Raw genomic sequence first — 18,643 nt, 5'->3', positions numbered from 1 at the left:
CACGACGTGCACACACCACGCAAGACGCAGCCAACGAAACGGCAAACGAAGAAGACAACGACCCCCAAACCCCGCCGCACAGGTTAAAGATCAAGCTAGGCCGTGTTTTGAAAGTCGGCTCCGTTCCTCGTCCCGGGTCGTGATGATCTCGATGTGGGGCGAGGGGATCTTTCTGACGAACAGTGGGCGGTGCTAGGGCCCGTCTTCAAAGCCGCCTACGGAGCCGGTTTCGTGCCTTCTCGTAAGCGGCCAGTTCCTCTGCACTGCCGATGAAGGCCGGGCCGCAGTGTGGTGGCAGGCGATCGATGACCATCGCTACTGCGGCCTGTGCGCTGTCCGTCTCGGCGATACGCGCGCTGCTCCGGCTCGGTCCTTCGACGTAGTACTGGCCGTCTCTCAGTGTGCCGATGTAGGGGATGTCCCAGGTGTGGCGGATCTCCGTGCACCTGCTGAAGTGCAGCTCCCACATACCGGTCCAGGGGTAGAGCTGACGAAGCAGCGGCTCGGCATGCGCCACCCGCACCAGCTCGGCAAACGGTCCCAGAAGCGGTGATCCTTCCGGCCGGCGAGGTTCGCTGGCAGTGGTCAAGATCTTGTGCCAGGCTGCTTCGACGGTGTTGGTCATGCCGTGATTGTGCAGGTCCTGCGGCCCCGTCACCACAGATCACCTGCTAGCGGATCATGGTCGGGTGCACAGATTTGAACTCACCGACCAGGAATGGGATTTACTCGCTCCGCTCATACCCCGGGCCGTGATTGGCCGGCCGAGGGTGGACGACCAGCAGGTCATCAACGGGATGGTCTATAAGATCCGCACGGGCATGCCGTGGCGTGACCTGCCCGACCGCTACGGGCCATGGCAAACGGTCTACACCCGCTTCCGCCGCTACGCGTTGGGCGGCGTCTTCACCCAGGCCCTCCAGCAGATCCAGGCCCAAGCTGATGCGGCCGGCGACATCGGCTGGCTCGTCCAGATCGACTCCACCATCGTGCGAGCTCACCAGCATGCCGCCGCCACCGGCCGAAAAGGGGGATGCGTCGGCCGGATGAACCGGACGATCAGGCCCTCGGTCGATCCCGCGGAGGTCTGACGACCAAGATCCACCTCGCCTGCGACGGCCGCGGCAGACCCCTGGCCCTCCTGATCACTCCCGGCCAACGCCATGACGGTATCTGCGCGCAGCCGCTGCTGAAACGTATCCGTGTCCCGCGCCTCGGTCCCGGCCGCCCGCGCTGCCGACCCGACCATGTGATCGCAGACAAGGCCTACAGCTCCCGCGGGTTCCGCGCCTACCTGCGCAAACGCGGGATCGGCCACACCATCCCCGAGAAGGCCGACCAACAGCGACACCGACACAACCGCGGCCGACAGGGCGGTCGGCCACCCAGCTTCGACCGCGAGACGTGCCGTCGACGCAACACCGTGGAGCGGTGCTTCAACAGACTGAAGCACTTCCGCGGCATCGCCACCAGGTACGACAAGACCGCCGCGTCCTACGAAGCGGCGGTCAGCCTGGCGTCGTTCCTACTCTGGGCAAGATCCGTTTGAAGACGGGGCCTAGAACTGTTGCTGCCAGTCGCGGTGTTGGGCCGGCCGTCGCTGGGTCGGCGGAAGCTGATAGACGGGATCCGGTGGCGGGTGCGGACTGGTGCTCCGTGGAGGGATCTGCCGTCGGAATACGGGCCGTGGCAGACGGTCTACGGACTGTTCCGCCGCTGGCAACGCGACGGCACCTGGCCCGTGCTGCTGACCGGACTTCAGGCTCGGGCGGACGGATGGTCACGTGGGAGGTCAACGTCGACTCCACGATCTGCCGGGCCCATCAGCACGCCGCAGGCGCCCGCCGCGACGGCCAGGCCCAGAAGGAACCGCCGGGCGGAACCCACACGGAGCCCGACGACCACGGTCTGGGCCGGTCCCGGGGAGGCTTCACCACCAAGATCCATCTGGCCTGCGAGCAAGGCCAACGGCCGCTGTCTCTGCTGGTCACCGCCGGTCAGCGTGGTGACAGTCCTCAGTTTGCCGCCGTCCTGGATGGCATCCGAGTGCCCCGCACCGGACCCGGCCGGCCCTGGGCCTCGGGCCTGCGGAAGCAGGTCCAGACGATCTTCCGGTCGCCGACGCCGGTCTGGATTCCCCAGTTGTCGGAGAGTGCCTGGACGATGCACATGCCTCGGCCTGCTTCCCCGGTCCGGGAGGGAGGCGGGACACGGACGCGGGATTGGCTCGTACGTCGTGAACTTCGAGGTGGAGGCAGTGGGCGTGCTGGATGACTCGGACCAGGTACTCCCGGCGGTCCCGGCTGCCGTGCTGGACGGCGTTGCCGGCCAGTTCCCAGACGCATGCCCGGAATCGTCGCGGCGCCGGCACCCGCCCCAGGCGTCGCGGGCTTGCATCACGAACTCGCGGGCACTGCGTACGGTCTGCGGGGTGGAGCTGAAGGCGTGCGTCAGGCGTCGCATAGCGGGTCCTTTGCCAGCTGCGGCGCCAGGGGGCTGCGCGGCCCGCAGCCGCCTCGGCCCTTGGCGCGTCAGGCGAGGACGCGGCCGAGGAAGTCGCGGATGTGCTCGGTGATGGGCTGAAGGTGGCTCTCGAGGGCGAAGTGCCCCGACTCGAGCAGGTGGATCTCGGCGCCTGGCAGGTCCTGGCTGAACGCCTCCGCGCCCGCGGGGCCGAAGATCTCGTCGCCTGCGCCCCAGACCGCCAGCAGCGGCACCTGGGAGTCGCGGAAGTACTGATGGACCTGCGGGTAGAGGTCCACGTTGGTGGGGTAGTCGCGGAAGAGCTTGAGCTGGATCTCGTCGTTGCCGGGCCGGTCCAGCAGCGCCTGGTCGTGAACCCAGTTGTCCGGGCTGACCAGGCTGGGGTCGGCGACCCCGTTCACGTACTGCCAGCGCGTGACCTCGGCGGTCAGGGCGCCGCGCATGGGGGCTTCGGTCTTCGGTCCCGGCGCCTGGGCGTAGGCGAACACGCCGTCCCAGAACGGCTTGACGAAGCCCTCGACGTAGGCGTTGCCGTTCTGGGTGATGATCGCGGTGATGCGGTCGGGGTCCTGTAGCGCGAGCCGCCAGCCGATGGGGGCGCCGTAGTCCTGCACGTACATCGCGAACCGGTCGACACCGAGGTGCTGGAGCAGGCCGGAAGTGACCTGGGTGAGGGCGTCGAAGGTGTAGGGGAAGTCCTGCAGGGTGGGCATCGCCGACTGACCGAACCCGATGTGGTCGGGGGCGATCACGTGGTACCGGTCGGCGAGCGCCGGGATCAGGTGGCGGAACATGTGCGAGCTGGTCGGGAAGCCGTGGAGAAGCACCACGGCGGGAGCCTGGGGGTCGCCGGCCTCTCGGTAGAAGACCTCCAGGCCGTTGACGGTGGCGGTGCGGTGGTGGACTGCGGGAATCACCCTTCTAACCTCTCTTTGGAGCTTGACCGGTTATGTCTCCAGTCAAGCGCGCTCGACCTAACCCGTCAAGGTGATTTCATCGGTTAGATTCTGAATGAGAACGCCGTGGCCGCGTCCCGGCGGGTCGCGGTCGTCCGCGAGGCGGAATCCAGAACGGAAGCAGGCCGAGGGCCCGGCTCAAGCCTCAGTCCGTAAGGGCCGTCAGCCAGTGCAGCTCCGGCCGTAAGGTGACTCAGCCAGCCGATGCCGCCCTGCCGGCCTCGTGCACCATCGGGGTCACGCCCGGCAGTCTTCCCGGGTTCCCGTGATTCACGGGCATGAGGCGGTCGGGTGCCGTGACCCTGCGACTTGCGCGGCGCGGGCTCGAGAGGCGACGGGTCTGTCCGGACTGGTAGCGGCGCACGGCCAGGCCGGGGACCGGCCCGGTGGCGGAGCGCTCGGCGCCCTCGCGCGCAGCATCAATGGCCCGCGTGAGTGCGTCGAGACCGTGGGCGCCCGTGGTGGCGCCGGCCGCTGAAGAAGAAGGTGGGTTCCGGACACGCCGCTGCGGTCTGCCGAGGTGATGTCGCGCTCGACCCGGTCGGCGTGGACGCGGCGGCGAAGATCCTCGTGGAACCGGCGCACGCCCGGACCGAGGTCGGCGGCATGGCCGAGCAGGTCGCTCATCTCCAGCCGGTCCTGGCGCTGCAGCAGCAGGGTGTGCATGGGCCAGAAGGCTCCCTGGGCCCCTGCGGCTTCCGCGGCCTCGGCGGCCAGTCGTGCGTGCGGGTGTACATCGCTCAGCGGCAGGTGGCGCCCCACATAGCGCACATCCGGGCGCGAAAGCAGAAGATCACGTGTGACCGGGTCGGCGTCACCGCAGTACGGACACTCGTAGTCGCCGTACTCGACGACGGTCACCGCTGCATCCTCGGGCCCTGGGACATGGTCGTGGGCGGGTTCGATGCTGCCGGCCAGGTCGGGCAGCGGCAACGCGGAACCAAGCAGGGCTCGGTTGCGGGCCGCCGGCGGGAGCAGGCCGGTGAGGCGGTAGACGGTCCAGCTGAGCAGGCTGGAGGCCGCGGCCGCCGCCAGGATGCCGACCTTGGCCTCCTGAAGGGCCCTGCCCGTGAAGGCAAGGTCTGCGATGAGCAGGGAGACAGTGAAGCCGATGTCGGCGAGCGTGCCGTCGTCGGCCGCGGCACGAGCTCATGAACCCAACCTTCCAAATTGGCTTTTCTGGTTAGAATGAAATGCTCCATGTAACCCGCGAAGCGAAACAATCAGGTTAGGAGAGGCGTTTCATGGTGACCGCTCGTGAGCAGCAGGACGCACTGCTGGAACTCCTCAACACGACGCCAGTGGTCCACGGGGTCGTCCAGGACCAGCTGGCGGATCCGGAATCAGCAAGGCCCTGGCAGCGGGCACATGGCGGCATCGGCACCGCAGAAGAGCACGGACACCTCCTGCAGGCGCGCGACGCGCTACAAGGCGTGGTGCGTGGTAGCCAGTCGGCTACGTCCCTGGCTCCGTTCCTCAAGGGCGTCACCTACCGCCCGCAGGTCTCCTCCGCGGGGGTGTCCTGGGAGCTCGAGGCCCCAAAGGAGCGCCGGATGGCGGCGGAGGCGGTGATGGCCTGGAGCGCGCTGCAGGAGACGATGCCCGGGCGGCTGCGGCCGTGTGCCAACCCCGAGTGCCGGCTCTTCCTCCTCGACCGCAGCAAGACCAACAGGGCCCGCTGGTGCTCGATGGCCGTGTGCGGCAACAGGATGAAGGCCAGGCGCCACTACCAGCGCACTCGCGACGGCGCAGGCGAGTAGCACCTCCAGCAGCGCCACCCCCTACGCCCATTGCGCCATTCGAAGAATCTCAGCGAATTCTCCAAAAGATTCATGATCACAAATCGCCGCGGCCTCGGCCGGAGAACTAGCATCGCCCCCGGCGCAGATCACATCGCTATGAGGGGCTGCCCCCGGCCGGCCACCAACGCAGGAGGACCGCAATGGCGACGCTGCTGTCCGTCAATGTAGGGATGCCCAAGGACGTCTCCTGGCAGGGAAGGACTGTCCACACCGGTGCGTGGAAAGCGTCCGTAGGCGGCCCTCGGATAGTGCGGCGGCTGAACATCGACGGTGACGGCCAAGGGGACCTGGCGGGGCACGGAGGCGAGATGCGCGCCGTCCTCGTCTACCAGCTGCAGTCCTACCGGTACTGGCAAAAGCAGCTCGGCCGCGACGACCTGACCTTCGGGATCTTCGGGGAGAACTTCACCGTCGACGGCCTGCCCGACAACGAAGTGTGCATCGGCGACCGCTACCGCATCGGTGAAGCCGAGTTCGAAGTCACCCAGCCTCGCGTCACCTGCTACCGCGTCGGCATGCGCCTGGGCGAACCCGCCATGGCCTCCCTCCTGGTCGCCCACCACCGCCCCGGCTTCTACCTGCGCGTCATCACCGAGGGACACGTCCAAGCCGGCGACGAGATCACCCTCACCCGCAAGGGGCCCGAGCAACTCAGCGTCGCCGACACCGACGCACTGCTCTATCTCCCCGGGCGCGACCCCGCGAAGCTGAGCAAAGCCCTGAACATCCCCGCCCTCAGCCCCGGATGGCAGCAGTCCTTCCGCGAACTCGCCGCCGCCCAGCAGCCCACACAGGAACCGGGATGGCCAGGCGAACTCGCCAGCGCCCAGCAGCCCGGAGGGGAACCCGGATGGCCAGGCTTCAAGACCATGCGCGTCGCCCGCATCGTCCCCGAGACCCCCACCGTGTCGTCGATCTACCTCAAGACCACCGACGACGCACCACTGCCCGAGGCCCGCCCGGGCCAGTACCTCTCCATCCGTCTGGCCGTCGGAGAGGCCGCCCCCACAGTGCGCAGCTACTCCCTGTCCTCCGCTCCCGGAGCCGGCACCTACCGCGTCAGCGTGAAGCACGAGCCCCACGGCCAGGTCAGCAGCTACCTCCACACCAGCCTCCACGCCGGCGACCTCGTGGACATCGCCAGCCCCCGCGGGACCTTCGTACTCCAAGAAGGCACCGACCCGGTCGTCCTCATCTCCGCAGGGATCGGCGCCACCCCCGTGCTGGCCATGCTCCATCAACTCGCCACCGCACGAGACCCACGCCCCGTCTGGTGGATCCACACCGCCCACGACCGCGCCCACCACACCTTCGCGGACGAGACCCACACGCTCCTGGCGCAGCTCCCCAACGCCCACGAGCACGTCTACTACACCGCCGAAGCCCCACATCCCGATGAGCCCCACATCACCGAGGGCCGCCCGACCGCCGCATCGCTCGCGGCCATGGGCATCCCCACTGACGCCGACGCCTACCTCTGCGGACCGCCCGCTTTCATGGACAACCTCGGCGGCTTCCTGCGCGACCACGGCCTGAACCCCGCGCGAATCCACACGGAACAGTTCAGCGCCCTCCCCGCCATCAACCCCGGCATCACACCCACGGCCGCGATCCGACCACACCAACCACCAGGTCCCACGGGCACCGGCCCCCTCATCACCTTCGCCCGCAGCGGCATCACCACCCCCTGGTCACCGACCCACGCGTCACTCCTCGACCTCGCCGAAGCCTGCGACATCCCCACCCGCTGGTCCTGCCGCACCGGCGTCTGCCACACCTGCATCACCCACCTCGTCTTGGGCGACATCACCTACACCACCCAACCCCTCGAACCCCCTGAGCCCGGCACCATCCTCGTCTGCTGCAGCCAACCCACCACCGAAGTCGTCCTCGACCTCTGACTGCCGGACTCGATCCAGAACCTCCGGCCGCTCGCGGACATCCAGCTCTGCGTGGTCCACATGGTCCGCAACAGCTTCGGCAGGAATCCGAGGTCCGCAAGATCGTCTATACGACGAACATGATCGAGTCCGTCAACTCCCGGTTCCGTCAGGCAACTCGGTGCCGGGGCCATTTCCCGAACGAGGAGGCGGCGCTGAAGGTGCTCCACCTCGTGATCCGGGGCCGACAGCCCAACCGGCGCAACCCCACCGGCCGGACCCACAACTGGAAGGAGGCGATCAGCCCTCTCGCCGGCTACTACGGCGACCGCGTCACCGACAACTTCTCTGTCAAGTTCAGCATGTTCAACTGAGCTTGGCGTCAGACGGAGCTGGACCCAGAGCGGGTTTCAGCCGGCACCTGGCCCCACGACAATCCAAGGTTTCTTGAAGCCTGGCAGCTCAGCGAACAAATAACCGGTTGCCTGTTGGCGATGGTGGTGGATGCAATGTCCGGCATGGTCACCCAGGTGCGCCCGCCACGGCGAGATGAGATGAACGCGTACTACCGGGCCTTGCCACTCTGCGATCCGGGCAAACTGCAGCCGACTCGTCACACGGGAGACGCCGACGCATGAATACGCCACCACCGCCACCTGGAGCGGAGCGGACTGACGGATCATCCGTCCAGATCGGCGCTCTCGTTCCGCTGACTCGGCCTGGCTGGGTCGAGGCAGGCCACCACTTGCTCGCTGGACTCGAGCTGGCCGTTCGCGAAGTCAATGACGCCGGCGGGATCGTCGGAAGACCACTCGAGCTGGTGGTCCGAGACACCGCGGCTGATCCACAGAGGGCCGCGGCGGCCGTAGATGAATTGGCTCGCCTGGGCGTGGCTGCCTTGGCGGGGGAATATCACAGCGTCGTCGCTCGCGCCGCTGCCGCCAGGGCCGACGCCCTCGGCCTGCCATACCTCTGCTCGTCAGCGGTTCTCGACGCGCTCACCGAACAGCCGACGGAATGGGTCGCGCGCCTCTCGCCGCCGCAGTCCCGAGGCTGGCAGATCTACGCGGACTTCCTCCTCGGCGCGGGCCACAGCCGAATCGCCGTAGCAGCCCAGCCGAGTGTCTACTGGGCATCTGGGACCCGCATTCTGCGGGACTACCTCGCTCCACGCGGCGGCACCGTCATCGAACTCGACATGCGCGCGCTCACCCCCACGGCCGTGTGCGACGAACTCGTCGACAATCGCGCGACAGCCCTCCTTCTTCTGGTCGGCCACCCGGAGCCGGCAGTGTCGATCGTCAAGTCTGTCCGCCGCGACCAGCGCCTCGCCGAGATCATGATTGGTGCTCCGGCCGGGCAACCGGAGTTCGCCGAATGGGCGACGTTGCTGGGCGACGACAGCACCGCGATCCCGTTCTTGCGCTACCTGCCCGAGCGCCTCAGCCCACTCGGTGCACGAGTCGAGACGGCCCTCCGCGAGCGGCTGGCCGAAGCGCCCTCCTTCGTCGCCTTCGAGGGCTACGACACGGTCGCTGTCCTCGCCGATGTGCTGCGTTCTCACGGCGCGGACCGGGCGCGCACTGCCGAATCCTGGCCGCGCGTTGCAGTCGAAGGCACCCGCGGGCAGATCCAGTTCTCCCGCACGCCAGGCATCAGCGTTTGGCAATGGGCTTGGACGCCAATCCAAGTCGTTGATCGAGATCCGGCGGAACCCGATCGCTTTCGGATCCTTCACACCAGCTGAGAGAGCACGGAGGTCCGACTGCCCAGATCTGTCCGAACTTGAGGCTGTCTACCTGTCTACGTGTTAATACGGGCTCTCAGCTTCGCGGCGGGGCCCCGACCGCATTCTCAGACTATCGCGCGGCAGCCGGCGCCAGCCCGGGGCAGCCCAGAGAAGGCCAGCAGTCGGACCCCGGGTTCGGCCGCGCGCTCGCTGACCCGATCCGCTGCCGACTCCTGCTCGCCCTGCGCGAAGCCCCGGCCTATCCCTCCGATCTCGCTGACGCGCTCGGCATCTCCCGCACTCGCCTGTCGAACCACCTGGCGTGCCTGCTCGACTGGGCCTGGTCGTCACCGTGCCTGACGGCCGCCACACCCGCTACGAGCTCGCCGACGAACGCCTCGGCCACGCGCTCGACGACCTGGGCGCCGCTGTGGTTGCCGTCGAGACCGACCGCACCTGCGTCGAGGCGGATGAGAAAGGGGTACTGCTGATGACCGCGATATCCCTCGGCCCGTCCCCCGCCCGCCGCGACGTCCTCGCCAAGCGAATACGCCTGCTGGTCGCGGTGCCGTTCCTGTCCGCCGCCCAGCGCAAGGCGGGGTGCGAACTCGGCTCCGCCAGCGCGGTCGTCCTCGCGCAGGTGGCCGGCGGAGTGGTGGTTGCCGTCCTCGTCGGCGGCGTTCTTGAACACCCGCCCGTAGATCAGGTGGCGGCCGCCGTCAGGGTCGGGGCAGCACATCCCGACTGAAGACCCAGCACTACTGGCGGGATGGGGTTGTTCCGACCATGCCCCATTCCCCTCCGACCAGTAGTCCTCTCGTCGGGACTCGGCAGCTTGTCAGGAGACCGTCGCCGGGGTGTCCCGCAGGGTGACGTTGGCGTGGCTCTCTTGGAAGCTCTGTTCTGAAACGAGGGTCAGCCGGGCCGTGGACTGGAACTCCGGCAGGGTAGTGGAGCCGCAGGAGACCATCGTGGTCTTGAGCTTGGCAATGGTCAGGGCGAGCCCTTCGTTGAGGTCGCCTGCGTAGGGGACGTAGCCGTCCACGCCTTCCTCGAAGACCAGCCCCTGGCCTCCCTGGCCGTAGCGCTGCCAGTTGCGGGCCCGGTTCGAGCCCTCACCCCAGTACTCCTTCACGAAGCCGTCACGGGTGGGCAGCTTCGCGCCGGCCGCCTGGTCGAAGCGTGCGAAGTAACGCCCCATCATGACGAAGTCGGCTCCCATCGCCAGCGCCAGGGCCACGTGGTAGTCGTGCACCAGCCCGCCATCGGAGCAGATCGGCACGTACTCGCCGGTGCGTTCGCGGAAGGCATCCCGGGCCGTTGCGACGTCCAGCACAGCGCTGGCCTGGCCGCGGCCGATGCCCTTCTGGTCCCGAGTGATGCAGATGGAGCCGCCGCCCACCCCGACCTTGACGAAGTCCGCCCCCGCCTCGGCGAGAAAGGTGAACGCCTCGCCGTCAACCACGTTGCCGCCGCCGACCGGGGTCTCCGGATAGTGCTTCTTCACCCAGGTCAGAGCCTGCGCCTGCCAGTCGCTGTAGCCGTCGGACGAGTCGAAGCACAACGCGTCCACGCCCGCCTCCAGCAGGGCCGGGACGCGTTCCTGATAGTCGTGGGTGTTGATACCTGCGCCCACGCGCAGACGCTTGGCAGCGTCCACGACCTGGTTCGGGAAGCGCTTGTTGTCCGCGTAGTCGGAACGGAACACCAGATGCTGCAGGTGACCCTGGGCATCCAGCACCGGGAGGCAGTCCAGCCGTTCGTCCCACAGCCGCGCGTTGGCTTCGGAAAGCGTGGTGTCCGGCCCGGCATGGGCCAGGTCGGCGATAGCGGTCATCCGGCCACTGACCGGTCCGTTGAGATCATGGCGCTGGGGGTGGAAGTCCCGGGAGGTCACCAGGCCGAGCAGGCGGCCGGTGGCGGTCCCGTCGTGGGTGACCGCGGCGGTGCTGTGACCGGTGCGGCGCATGACATCGACCAGGAGGCTCAGGGTGTCGTCGGGGCGGACGTTGGTATCGCTGGTGACGAATCCGGCCTTGAAGTTCTTCACCTGGCGGACCGCTGCAACCTGGTCCTGGATCGGCTGGTTGTGGTGCAGGAAGCTAAGACCACCGTTTCGCGCGAGCGCGATCGCGAGATCGGGTGTGCTGACGGCCTGCATGATCGCCGACGTGAACGGGGACTGCAGCTCGATCGCCGACGCCTCGCCCGCGATGTGCCGCACCAGGGGTGTGCGCAGGTCAACCGTCGCAGCCGAGCAGTCGGTCCGAGTCCGGTTCGGCAAGAGCAGAAACTCGTTGAACGTCCGTGAGACCTCGGCGATGATCTGTGCCACTCGTTCCTCCTGACCCGTCGGCCGGGGCCCGACTGCCCCGCCGTGAGGATCGCCCCCGTATCCCAGGGCCCGGGCAGGCAGAGATCAGCACGGCAGCCGTGGAGGTGCCACCAACTGCGGCAGAGCCCTGACCGGCCCGTGGACGAACGGGGTGCGGTCGTGACCTGGCACCTTATCGATTGCTCAGCCGCTGCACGAATCGTGGCCGTCACCGGCAGCCGCCACCCCGGGTGATTGCTTCAGGTCCTCGGCCCGGGCCGCGAAGTACTCGGTCCAGTCGCGTCTGGCGTAGGCGACCCAGCGGAGCGCCGTGTGGGTGCATCCCGGTCACGTCGGCGAGGATCGGGCTGGGGAGATCAGCAGCGAAGGCGGCGAGCGCCGCGTGGCGGGCGGTGCGAACCGGGATGCCGTGGCGGCACAGTTTCTGGGTCATGCCGTGCGTCGAGATCGGCTTGCCCGGGACCATGCCCGGGAATAGCCACCGAGTGCCTGGGGGGCTCGCGAGAGCTGTGGCCGCAGCCGGGGCTGTTCGGCGAGGCGCCGAAAGAGCTCGGCGAGCCGTGGTCGCAGCAGGACGGGGGTGGCGGCCCAGGAGCAGGTGGGCGTGCTGTCGCCGAGCCGAGCCCGCACTGAGGCGCATGGGCCCGACTCGCACCCCCACTTGCCGTTGGCCAGGCAGCACCGCCGCGCCCCGGGTGCGACTCGCGTTCCGACCGGCGGGTCGTCCTGACGGACAACCCGCCTCGCGAGACGACCTCTAAGCCTTGGCCGCGTCGTCCGCGCCGGCCCTCCACCCGCGTTCGATGCTTCGCATGAGCGCCGGAACCACGATCAGGGACCGAAACGGCTTGATGGCGGTCATGTAGGCGGCACCGAGCCGTCCGTTCGGCTTGACCAGGACCGCCATCTGGCCGCGGTAGCCGCCGGAGCCGTCCGGAACCCAGCTCATGTGCATGACGGTGTGTACGGTCCGGTTGGCCATCTCGGACGCCCACTCGTCCTGGAGCAGATACAGCGAGGTGAAGGGCACGTCGTTGAAATCCGGGCCCCGTGGTGCCGTACGCAGATCACTCGGCAGCCGGTCCCGGAGCGAAGGCACCCGGGAGTCGACACCGGCGTCCTTGCCGTCCAATCCCAACAGTGCTCCGATCTTCTGCCGGGCCGCCCAGAGGCAACGGACCACGAAGGGGGCGCCCTTAGGAAAGCTGTCCGACTCGGCGTCCGAGACCATGATCGACACCAACCGGGAAAACTCGTCGGGACCGCCCGGCGTCGGCAGCGCCCAGACGTCCTCGACCTCGAAGTCGGGGGTGATCTCGTGGATCCGCCAGGGACGCGACGTGTGCGCGGTGTTGGGCAGTTTCATTCGTGGGCCTCCGGGACATGCGGCAGGTTGAGCAGGCCTCGGACGGCTCTTTCGGCGAGTTCGACGTCGTAGGGAGCGTGTCCGGCGAGCTGGATCCCGACCGCCTCGACGACGCCGAGATAGGCCGATGCCGTCTCGGCGGGCGGCGGCCCCGGCGGGATGGCCCCGCTGCTGCGCCCGGCGGCGATCAGGCCGGCGCAGTCGGCTTCGAGCCGGTCGACGATGTCCGTGATCGCCCGGCCGACCGGATGGTCCTGGCCCGCGAACTCGACTCTCAAGGTCATCATGACGTTGGCCACGTCGCGGCGGCAGTAGACGGCATGCCCCCGCGCCAGCGCCAACAGCGCCTCGACAGGGTCGGATTCCGCGGCGACGGGACGGCCCACCTCGGCCTCCCAGGTCTCCTCGACCCACTTCACCACCGCGAGCGCAAGTTCTTCCTTGTTGGCGAACAGGTGATACAGGGCGCCGCGCGTATAACCCGCCTCGCCGGCCACGCGCTCCAGGGCCAGATTGGCGTACCCGTACATGGACAGCCCCCGCGCCGCGGCCTCCAGCAGAGCTGCCCTGGTCTGGGCCCGCCGGTCTGCCTGCGTCCGGCGAACCCCCTCCGGCTTCCCGGTCATCGCACCATCACCATCCCACCATCTTACATACGTACATGCATGTAGGTTAGCATCGTCGTGCCGTTGAGCAGTCAGACCGCGAAGGAAGGCCGAATGAACGTCGAACCAGTGCGTGACTCGAGAGTGGGCACGGCTTCCGTCCCGGCCGTCCGCCAACAGCAGCCGGTCCCGGAGCGGATCCGCGCCCTCAGCACCATGACCGATCCCGGCTACGTCGATCTCTTCACCATGGCCGGCGGGCTGCCGGGCAGAACACCGGAGCAGTGGGCGAGGGTCTTGTTCGAGGACGTGGCGGGCCGCGCGGGGCAGTTCATCTGGCGGGTACTGCTCGGCCTGCGGCTCACGGCGTCACCCGACCGGGTGGCCGGATGGCGGATCGCCGACCGCGGCGACGACTGGATCAGACTCGAGGCCCGTTCCTGGTTCCTGACCGGGCACCTCGTCGTCCAGGCCGATGACGAACAGGTCTCGCTCGCCACGTTCGTCCGCTACGACCGCCCGGTGGCCTCGCGCATCTGGCCATCGCTGGCCAAGAAGCACCGCCAATTCGCCCCCGACTTGCTGCGCGACGCACACCGGGCACATCAGCCGAGCCCGAACCGATAGTCCCGGTGCCGCTCGGGCCGACGAGTAACGGTCTGCCTGCTCACAGCTCAGCCGGCAGCGGATGGAACTGCGGCCGGCTGGGAGTGTGCTCCTGGCCGGTTGCCGGTGTTCGTGTGGTGTCGAGGAGTGGGGTCAGTAGATGTTGGTGATGGATGCGGCCCAGCCTGATGGGCCGACGAGCTTGGGCAGTACGGGGCTGGCCCCGGGTGCCCAGCCTCGGTAGCGGAGGAGGCAACGGCGGGAGTTCACCGCAGAAACGATCCGATAGCGCCTCAGTGCACGTGCTCCGGCGGGCATCGCGGCCCGACAGGCGTTGGTCGTCCGTCGTCGCAGTCCCGGACCGGGCCGGCGCGCCGTGCGGGTCGAGTGTTGTCTTATACGGAGCAGGGTGCGGCCGGTTTCCCGGCGCACCTGCCGGCGGCAGGGCAGCGCGGGAAGCGAGTCCGCCCGGGAGCCCTTCGCACGTCGACCGGGCGGACCGCACTTCGGTGGCTGTCAGAGAGTGCGCAGGGACGTCGTCGCCCGCAATCGGTTCGTACGCCGAGTTGCAGGGCATCAGCCACACACGGCCGTTCTCACGGCACAGGCGCTTGACGGTGGCCTCGCCGTCCAGGAGCGCGGCAACAATGTCCCCGCGGTCGGCGGTGTCCTGGCGGCGGACGGTGACGATGTCGCCGTCGCAGATGCGGGCCTCGACCATGTTCGCCCACCGCTTGAAACCGACGAGTTCACCGAATCTCGGAGGACTCTGCCTGGGAACCGGCGGCGATTCTCCCCTTTCGCGTTGAGTCTGGCGTGGGTTCGCTTGCGTGTCTGGGCGAGATTCTTCCCCCCGGATGCAGCGTCGACCTGGTGTGGGGCGAGGACATCGAGGCGCGGGGCGACGGAGGGTCCCTCGGGCCGGACCCCAGTGGGCCCAGTGGGCCTAAGGCCCGCACCGCGAGCCGCACCTCCACCCGCGACATGTCCTCCAGCAAACGGGGCGGCCAGCGCTCCCACTCCGGTGCCGACGGCCCCACCTACGACCAGCTCTACGCGAAGGCCCGCCGCCGCAACATCCGCGGCCGCTCGTCGATGAACAAGGCGGAACTCAAGCGCAAGCTCGGGCGCTGACACCGACGAGCAAACCCCCGGCCGCACTAGAACGGCCGAGCGGCTTGGCACCAGGACGCACGTGGCCAGAGGGGCTGGAGCCGGCCGTGCAGGAGGCAGAACTCGTTGCCTTCTGGGTCGGCCAGGACGTGCCAGCTCTCGGTGCCGGTCTGGCCGACGTCGAGGGGCCTGGCGCCGAGAGCGAGCAGCCGATCGTCGACAGGGACGGTGCGGTGCGGGTCAACCGGAATCTACCCGACGGGGTCGGGACGGTGCTGCGGGTGATCGGCGATCCACGTCCATGCGGTCCACGTGCCGTGTCACGGGCCGGTGGTGCCAGGCGTTTTCACGCCTGCCCTGGGGCACGTCATCCGCCGGCGGCGTCCTCGGCCTCCCAGCGCAGCAGGTCGCCCGGCTGGCACTTGAGCACCTCGCAGAGCGCAGCGAGCGTCGCGAAGCGTACCGCCTTGGCGCGGCCGTTCTTGAGTACCGCCAGGTTGGCGGGCGTGATCCCTACGCGGTCCGCGAGCTCGCCCACGGACATCTTCCGCCTGGCCAGCATCACGTCGATGTCGACGGCGATAGGCATCAGATCACCTCGTCCAACTCGGCCTGCATCTGCGCCGCTTCGACGTCGCGCGCGACGGCCTGGGCGAGCAGCATCCGCAGCACGAGCACGATGAGCGCGACCCCGAGGATGGCCACGCCAACCCCGCCCATGATGACGGTGACGCCCGGGTCGTCCCGCTGGCCCGGCGCATTGAGGACCGTGACCGCGAACCACACGAGGGCAGCCGCCACGATCGCGCCGATCACGACGTCCACATACCGGAAGGCGGCGTGGGAGAAAACGGTTCCGCGTCGCACCATCGTCACCAGCCGCCATACGCAGACCAGGGCGACCTGGGCCGACACCATGCCCAGGATCGTGATCACGCGCAGCGGGGTCAGTGGGAGCGACCCGTCCTCCGGGTCGGTGGCCAACGCCAACACCATCAATGCCTGTACGAACACGGTGCCGGCGAGCACCACCGCGAGCACGGCGCGCAGCGCACGCACTGTCAGCTTTCCCATGGCCCATCCTTCCATCGAGTTGCGATGGGAATCTATCGAAATTCGATGGGTGAAACAAGAGCTGGGACGCAGGGTGGGCGGCGGTTTCGCACCGCGGCGGGACGCCGCCGCCCCCCATGGCATGACGGTTGCGCGAACCGTCGTGATCTTGTCGAAATCGGCCTCACTTGCGCACAAATCGGACGCCACCCGACTACGCCGAAGCCCTGCGCCATGGGGCATGTCGCCCAAATAGCGCATAACCCGTCAGGTGTCTAGCCTGGGAGGGGGCTTATAGATATGTGACGCGGTCCTTGCGGCGCACCAAGAGGAGGTACCGCCCTCCAGCAGAGCGTCACGAAAGCGTATCGGGTGCGTTGCCCCCAGCTCATCGCGACGCCCATCAGTAAGTTGCTGGGTCGATTACACGCAGCGGCCGTGCATGCGGGGTGGAAGGCGAGCATTTCCACCCTGATTTCTGGTGCGTTCGCGATCTGGTGTGATGTGGCAGCGGCCGCTCGGTCGACACCAGGACCCTCATCTGGAGACCTAGGCCGGTTGACCGATGGGGGTGCTCAGACCGCTGATCAGAGCTAACAGTAGGTTGAAAAAGGAAGTACTGCACAGACAGGAGAATCTCGTGAGCTCGGTAGACGAAAAGGCTACGGAAATGCGGACCCTTACCGCCAAGGGTGAACCGACCAAGGACGCACCGGAACGAATGGGCGGCTCAACGGGCAACACCAGAGGCCATGGCCAATTTTGGGCGGGCGTCTCGGACGGAAGAATTACAAAGGGCAGCGCCGTCACGGTTGCAATCACCGAAATAGGAGGAGAAGGGCCGGTGATGGCCCAGACTCGAATGCAGGTGAGCAATGTCGTCCCCAGGAACGGGGGTATGGATGTCTGGTGCAACATCGACGCGCCGAGTGACAGGACGTTCAGACTGCACTACGTCATCGGCTGATTAGCACCCTCGTTCGTAAGGAACTCGAACCGGAACCGGCGGAATCTGGAGCTCATACGCGCCCGGCGACCACGCACCGTGATGTCATTCCCGGCCGCTGCTGGAAGAGGCGGTCGCCGAGGTCGGCACCGAGTACGTGTGGTGTCGCAACCCTGCCAACGCCCCTCGCGCAGACACCGGCGAGTTGATCCCTTGGTCTTTGCCCCTGTCGAACAGGGCCGCCGATGCCTTGGTTCGGGTCGCCGGTCACGCCTGCAAGGTCGCCACCTCCGCGTTGACCGGGATGCGGTCCAGCGAACTGATGAGCTCACGGACGGCTGCCGCCGCACGCCCTCGTGCCGATCAGCCGCAACCTCGTCCTCGTAGCCAATCCCGGCGCCGTGCGGCCGGCGTAAGCCGATTCGGGATGCAATCGGCTGCTCGGCCGTCCAGGGGGTGACGTACGGAACCCGCGTCCCGCCTTGATACAGCGTGGCCGGGCTCATGCACTCACTCCAGCGGGGAAGGCTGACGTGGGCCGGTGCGGGTGGATGACGTTGCCGTCGTGCAGCAGGACACCTGTGTCCTCAAAGAGGGTGACCCCGTTGCACAGGAGGCTGTACCCGATCTCGGGACGGCATGCTGTGGCCTTCGTGGCCTCCAGGTCCGCGGAGTGGGCACTGGGGCGGGGCGACGGGTGCGGCGGCTCGGGCTGGGCCCGGCAAGCGCGTCCCAGAACGGTTGCCGGCCACCTATCACCGCACCCACGGGGTCCGGTACTTCCACGGGTGTTACTCGGTCGGCGACGACACCTTGTGGGGTGTGAGCCGCTGCAAGAAGGGTGCCGGGAACACGCTGGCCGCGCTGAAGTCGATGCGCGCCGCCCGGCCCGACGGCGCACCGATCTACGTGATCATGGACAACCTGTCCGCCCACAAGGGCAGCGAACGGCAGCCCGGCCACGGACGAGGTGCTCTTGAGCGAGACCGCCTGGCCGATCCTCCCGTGCCGCCACTGCCCGGCCCTGCCCCGGACCTTCCGCTCCGACTGTCACTGACCGGCGAGCCGTCCGCCGCCCAACCGCCTTCCACGCCCTAACAGTCGCTGTGCCTCCGTGTCACGCCGAAGTTGACAAGGCGTTGCCGACGACCTCCGCCAACTCGTCGGCGGACTCGGAGGTCAGACGGTAGAACCTCTGGAGACTGATCGAGCGCTCGAGACGGCCGTCCACCACGTATTTCAGACCGCGGTCTGGCCTCGGCGGTTACGCCACGTAAGCCTCGCCAGAAGATCGCCGGGGATCGGCATGTCGAAGCGTACGGGCGTCGCGTCCACGTGCACTGCCGCGGCGCCGCAGCCACCGGCGCCGAGCATCGACCAGTCGCCGTGCGCGGGAAACGCCGCGTCCTGCCACGTTGCGGGGGCGGTGCCGCAGCAGTCGCGCCACTCCATGTCGATCACTCGCATCCGGCTGACCACGAACACGACGCACCGGTTGACGTGCAGCGCGTACACCTCGTCCCCAACACGGGCACCCGACCAGGCGGGCAGGGAGGAATGGACGCCGCTGAAGGCGACCGGCGGCCGCTCGCCCACCCGGCCCGACTTGCGCAGGGCACGGCAGGTGTCATGGGTCCACAAGACGGTGAAGGCATCAGACATGCCGTGATCCTTTGACATCCTCCCCGCCCTAAAGGGCGAGGATTCCCGTCTGCCGGCCGGTGGGTACCGGCTGGGGCTTCGGGTGGGTTCCCCGTTCAGCGGGCCG

16 protein-coding genes and 7 pseudogenes are annotated in these 18,643 nt (G+C 68.1%); 11 read left to right on the top strand and 12 right to left on the bottom strand.

The features are described from left to right. Positions 1 to 205: 205 nt before the first annotated feature. Positions 206 to 625 carry a DUF6193 family natural product biosynthesis protein gene (locus tag ACWCXB_RS35770; protein WP_450728532.1) on the bottom strand — a complete coding sequence of 140 codons (420 nt, stop codon included), beginning with the start codon at positions 623 to 625 and terminating at the stop codon, positions 206 to 208. A gap of 64 nt (positions 626 to 689) precedes the next feature. Here ACWCXB_RS35770 and ACWCXB_RS35765 point away from each other — a divergent pair. Both ACWCXB_RS35765 and ACWCXB_RS35760 read left to right on the top strand, forming a co-directional pair. Next, positions 690 to 1,549 (top strand): IS5 family transposase gene (locus tag ACWCXB_RS35765; protein ID WP_450728530.1). Its coding sequence is split into 2 segments (ribosomal slippage): positions 690 to 1,035 and positions 1,035 to 1,549, totalling 861 coding nucleotides; the frame shifts between segments, so codons are not numbered across the junction. Between the two features lie 15 nt (positions 1,550 to 1,564). Next, positions 1,565 to 2,083 (top strand): annotated as a pseudogene (locus ACWCXB_RS35760) (IS5 family transposase); the annotation flags it as partial. 448 nt (positions 2,084 to 2,531) lie between these two features. Here ACWCXB_RS35760 and ACWCXB_RS35755 read toward each other — a convergent pair. Beyond that, the gene (locus ACWCXB_RS35755; protein ID WP_450728528.1) at positions 2,532 to 3,401 is read right to left on the bottom strand and encodes an alpha/beta fold hydrolase; all 870 of its coding nucleotides are present in this window, start codon (positions 3,399 to 3,401) and stop codon (positions 2,532 to 2,534) included. A 309-nt stretch (positions 3,402 to 3,710) separates the two neighbouring features. After that, a complete protein-coding gene (locus tag ACWCXB_RS35750; RefSeq protein ID WP_450728536.1) occupies positions 3,711 to 4,529 on the bottom strand; it encodes a thioredoxin domain-containing protein in 819 nt (272 codons plus the stop codon). Positions 4,530 to 4,684: 155 nt separating this feature from the next. On the opposite strand from ACWCXB_RS35750, the gene ACWCXB_RS35745 reads away from it, so the two are divergent. The 6 genes and pseudogenes from ACWCXB_RS35745 to ACWCXB_RS35720 form a co-directional block, all read left to right on the top strand. Further along, positions 4,685 to 5,200, top strand: coding sequence for a CGNR zinc finger domain-containing protein (locus tag ACWCXB_RS35745; RefSeq protein WP_450728526.1), 516 nt, complete (start codon positions 4,685 to 4,687; stop codon positions 5,198 to 5,200). A 182-nt stretch (positions 5,201 to 5,382) separates the two neighbouring features. Continuing rightward, a complete protein-coding gene (locus ACWCXB_RS35740) occupies positions 5,383 to 7,143 on the top strand; it encodes an MOSC domain-containing protein (RefSeq protein WP_450728524.1) in 1,761 nt (586 codons plus the stop codon). 92 nt (positions 7,144 to 7,235) lie between these two features. Beyond that, positions 7,236 to 7,496, top strand: a pseudogene (locus tag ACWCXB_RS35735) (transposase); the annotation flags it as partial. A 260-nt stretch (positions 7,497 to 7,756) separates the two neighbouring features. Continuing rightward, the gene (locus ACWCXB_RS35730) at positions 7,757 to 8,869 is read left to right on the top strand and encodes an ABC transporter substrate-binding protein (protein ID WP_450728522.1); all 1,113 of its coding nucleotides are present in this window, start codon (positions 7,757 to 7,759) and stop codon (positions 8,867 to 8,869) included. 200 nt (positions 8,870 to 9,069) lie between these two features. Further along, positions 9,070 to 9,332, top strand: a pseudogene (locus ACWCXB_RS35725) (ArsR/SmtB family transcription factor); the annotation flags it as partial. A 9-nt stretch (positions 9,333 to 9,341) separates the two neighbouring features. After that, positions 9,342 to 9,416: pseudogene (locus tag ACWCXB_RS35720) on the top strand (cation transporter); the annotation flags it as partial. Between the two features lie 273 nt (positions 9,417 to 9,689). Here the strand turns inward: ACWCXB_RS35720 and ACWCXB_RS35715 are convergent. The 3 genes from ACWCXB_RS35715 to ACWCXB_RS35705 all read right to left on the bottom strand — a co-directional run bounded on the left by ACWCXB_RS35715 (position 9,690) and on the right by ACWCXB_RS35705 (position 13,178). Continuing rightward, on the bottom strand, positions 9,690 to 11,186 hold the full coding sequence (locus tag ACWCXB_RS35715; protein WP_450728520.1) for an IMP dehydrogenase: 1,497 nt from the start codon (positions 11,184 to 11,186) through the stop codon (positions 9,690 to 9,692). A gap of 757 nt (positions 11,187 to 11,943) precedes the next feature. Beyond that, a complete protein-coding gene (locus ACWCXB_RS35710; RefSeq protein WP_450728518.1) occupies positions 11,944 to 12,552 on the bottom strand; it encodes a DUF2867 domain-containing protein in 609 nt (202 codons plus the stop codon). After that, a complete protein-coding gene (locus ACWCXB_RS35705; protein ID WP_450728516.1) occupies positions 12,549 to 13,178 on the bottom strand; it encodes a TetR/AcrR family transcriptional regulator in 630 nt (209 codons plus the stop codon). Before ACWCXB_RS35705 ends, ACWCXB_RS35710 begins: the two co-directional genes overlap by 4 nt. Positions 13,179 to 13,271: 93 nt before the next feature. Between ACWCXB_RS35705 and ACWCXB_RS35700 the strand changes: the two genes are divergently transcribed. Then, complete coding sequence (locus ACWCXB_RS35700; protein ID WP_450728514.1) at positions 13,272 to 13,784, top strand: hypothetical protein; 513 nt, start codon at positions 13,272 to 13,274, stop codon at positions 13,782 to 13,784. Between the two features lie 514 nt (positions 13,785 to 14,298). Here the strand turns inward: ACWCXB_RS35700 and ACWCXB_RS35695 are convergent. Next, positions 14,299 to 14,547: pseudogene (locus ACWCXB_RS35695) on the bottom strand (LexA family protein); the annotation flags it as partial. A 164-nt stretch (positions 14,548 to 14,711) separates the two neighbouring features. Here ACWCXB_RS35695 and ACWCXB_RS35690 point away from each other — a divergent pair. Next, positions 14,712 to 14,897: pseudogene (locus ACWCXB_RS35690) on the top strand (plasmid stabilization protein); the annotation flags it as partial. Between the two features lie 26 nt (positions 14,898 to 14,923). Here ACWCXB_RS35690 and ACWCXB_RS35685 read toward each other — a convergent pair. The 4 genes and pseudogenes from ACWCXB_RS35685 to ACWCXB_RS35670 form a co-directional block, all read right to left on the bottom strand. Further along, positions 14,924 to 15,091: pseudogene (locus tag ACWCXB_RS35685) on the bottom strand (VOC family protein); the annotation flags it as partial. Positions 15,092 to 15,243: 152 nt separating this feature from the next. Beyond that, complete coding sequence (locus tag ACWCXB_RS35680) at positions 15,244 to 15,465, bottom strand: helix-turn-helix domain-containing protein (protein ID WP_010981499.1); 222 nt, start codon at positions 15,463 to 15,465, stop codon at positions 15,244 to 15,246. Beyond that, the gene (locus tag ACWCXB_RS35675) at positions 15,465 to 15,950 is read right to left on the bottom strand and encodes a DUF2975 domain-containing protein (RefSeq protein WP_450728512.1); all 486 of its coding nucleotides are present in this window, start codon (positions 15,948 to 15,950) and stop codon (positions 15,465 to 15,467) included. Before ACWCXB_RS35675 ends, ACWCXB_RS35680 begins: the two co-directional genes overlap by 1 nt. A gap of 1,427 nt (positions 15,951 to 17,377) precedes the next feature. Next, on the bottom strand, positions 17,378 to 17,611 hold the full coding sequence (locus tag ACWCXB_RS35670; RefSeq protein ID WP_450728534.1) for a DUF5999 family protein: 234 nt from the start codon (positions 17,609 to 17,611) through the stop codon (positions 17,378 to 17,380). Between the two features lie 86 nt (positions 17,612 to 17,697). Between ACWCXB_RS35670 and ACWCXB_RS35665 the strand changes: the two genes are divergently transcribed. After that, the gene (locus tag ACWCXB_RS35665) at positions 17,698 to 17,973 is read left to right on the top strand and encodes a hypothetical protein (protein ID WP_450728538.1); all 276 of its coding nucleotides are present in this window, start codon (positions 17,698 to 17,700) and stop codon (positions 17,971 to 17,973) included. Positions 17,974 to 18,114: 141 nt separating this feature from the next. On the opposite strand, the gene ACWCXB_RS35660 is transcribed toward ACWCXB_RS35665, so the two are convergent. Further along, on the bottom strand, positions 18,115 to 18,537 hold the full coding sequence (locus ACWCXB_RS35660; RefSeq protein WP_450728510.1) for a hypothetical protein: 423 nt from the start codon (positions 18,535 to 18,537) through the stop codon (positions 18,115 to 18,117). Between the last annotated feature and the right edge of the window lie 106 nt (positions 18,538 to 18,643).

The organism is Streptomyces sp. NPDC001514 (assembly GCF_053597075.1).
This window is presented reverse-complemented; position numbering and strand designations above follow the sequence as displayed.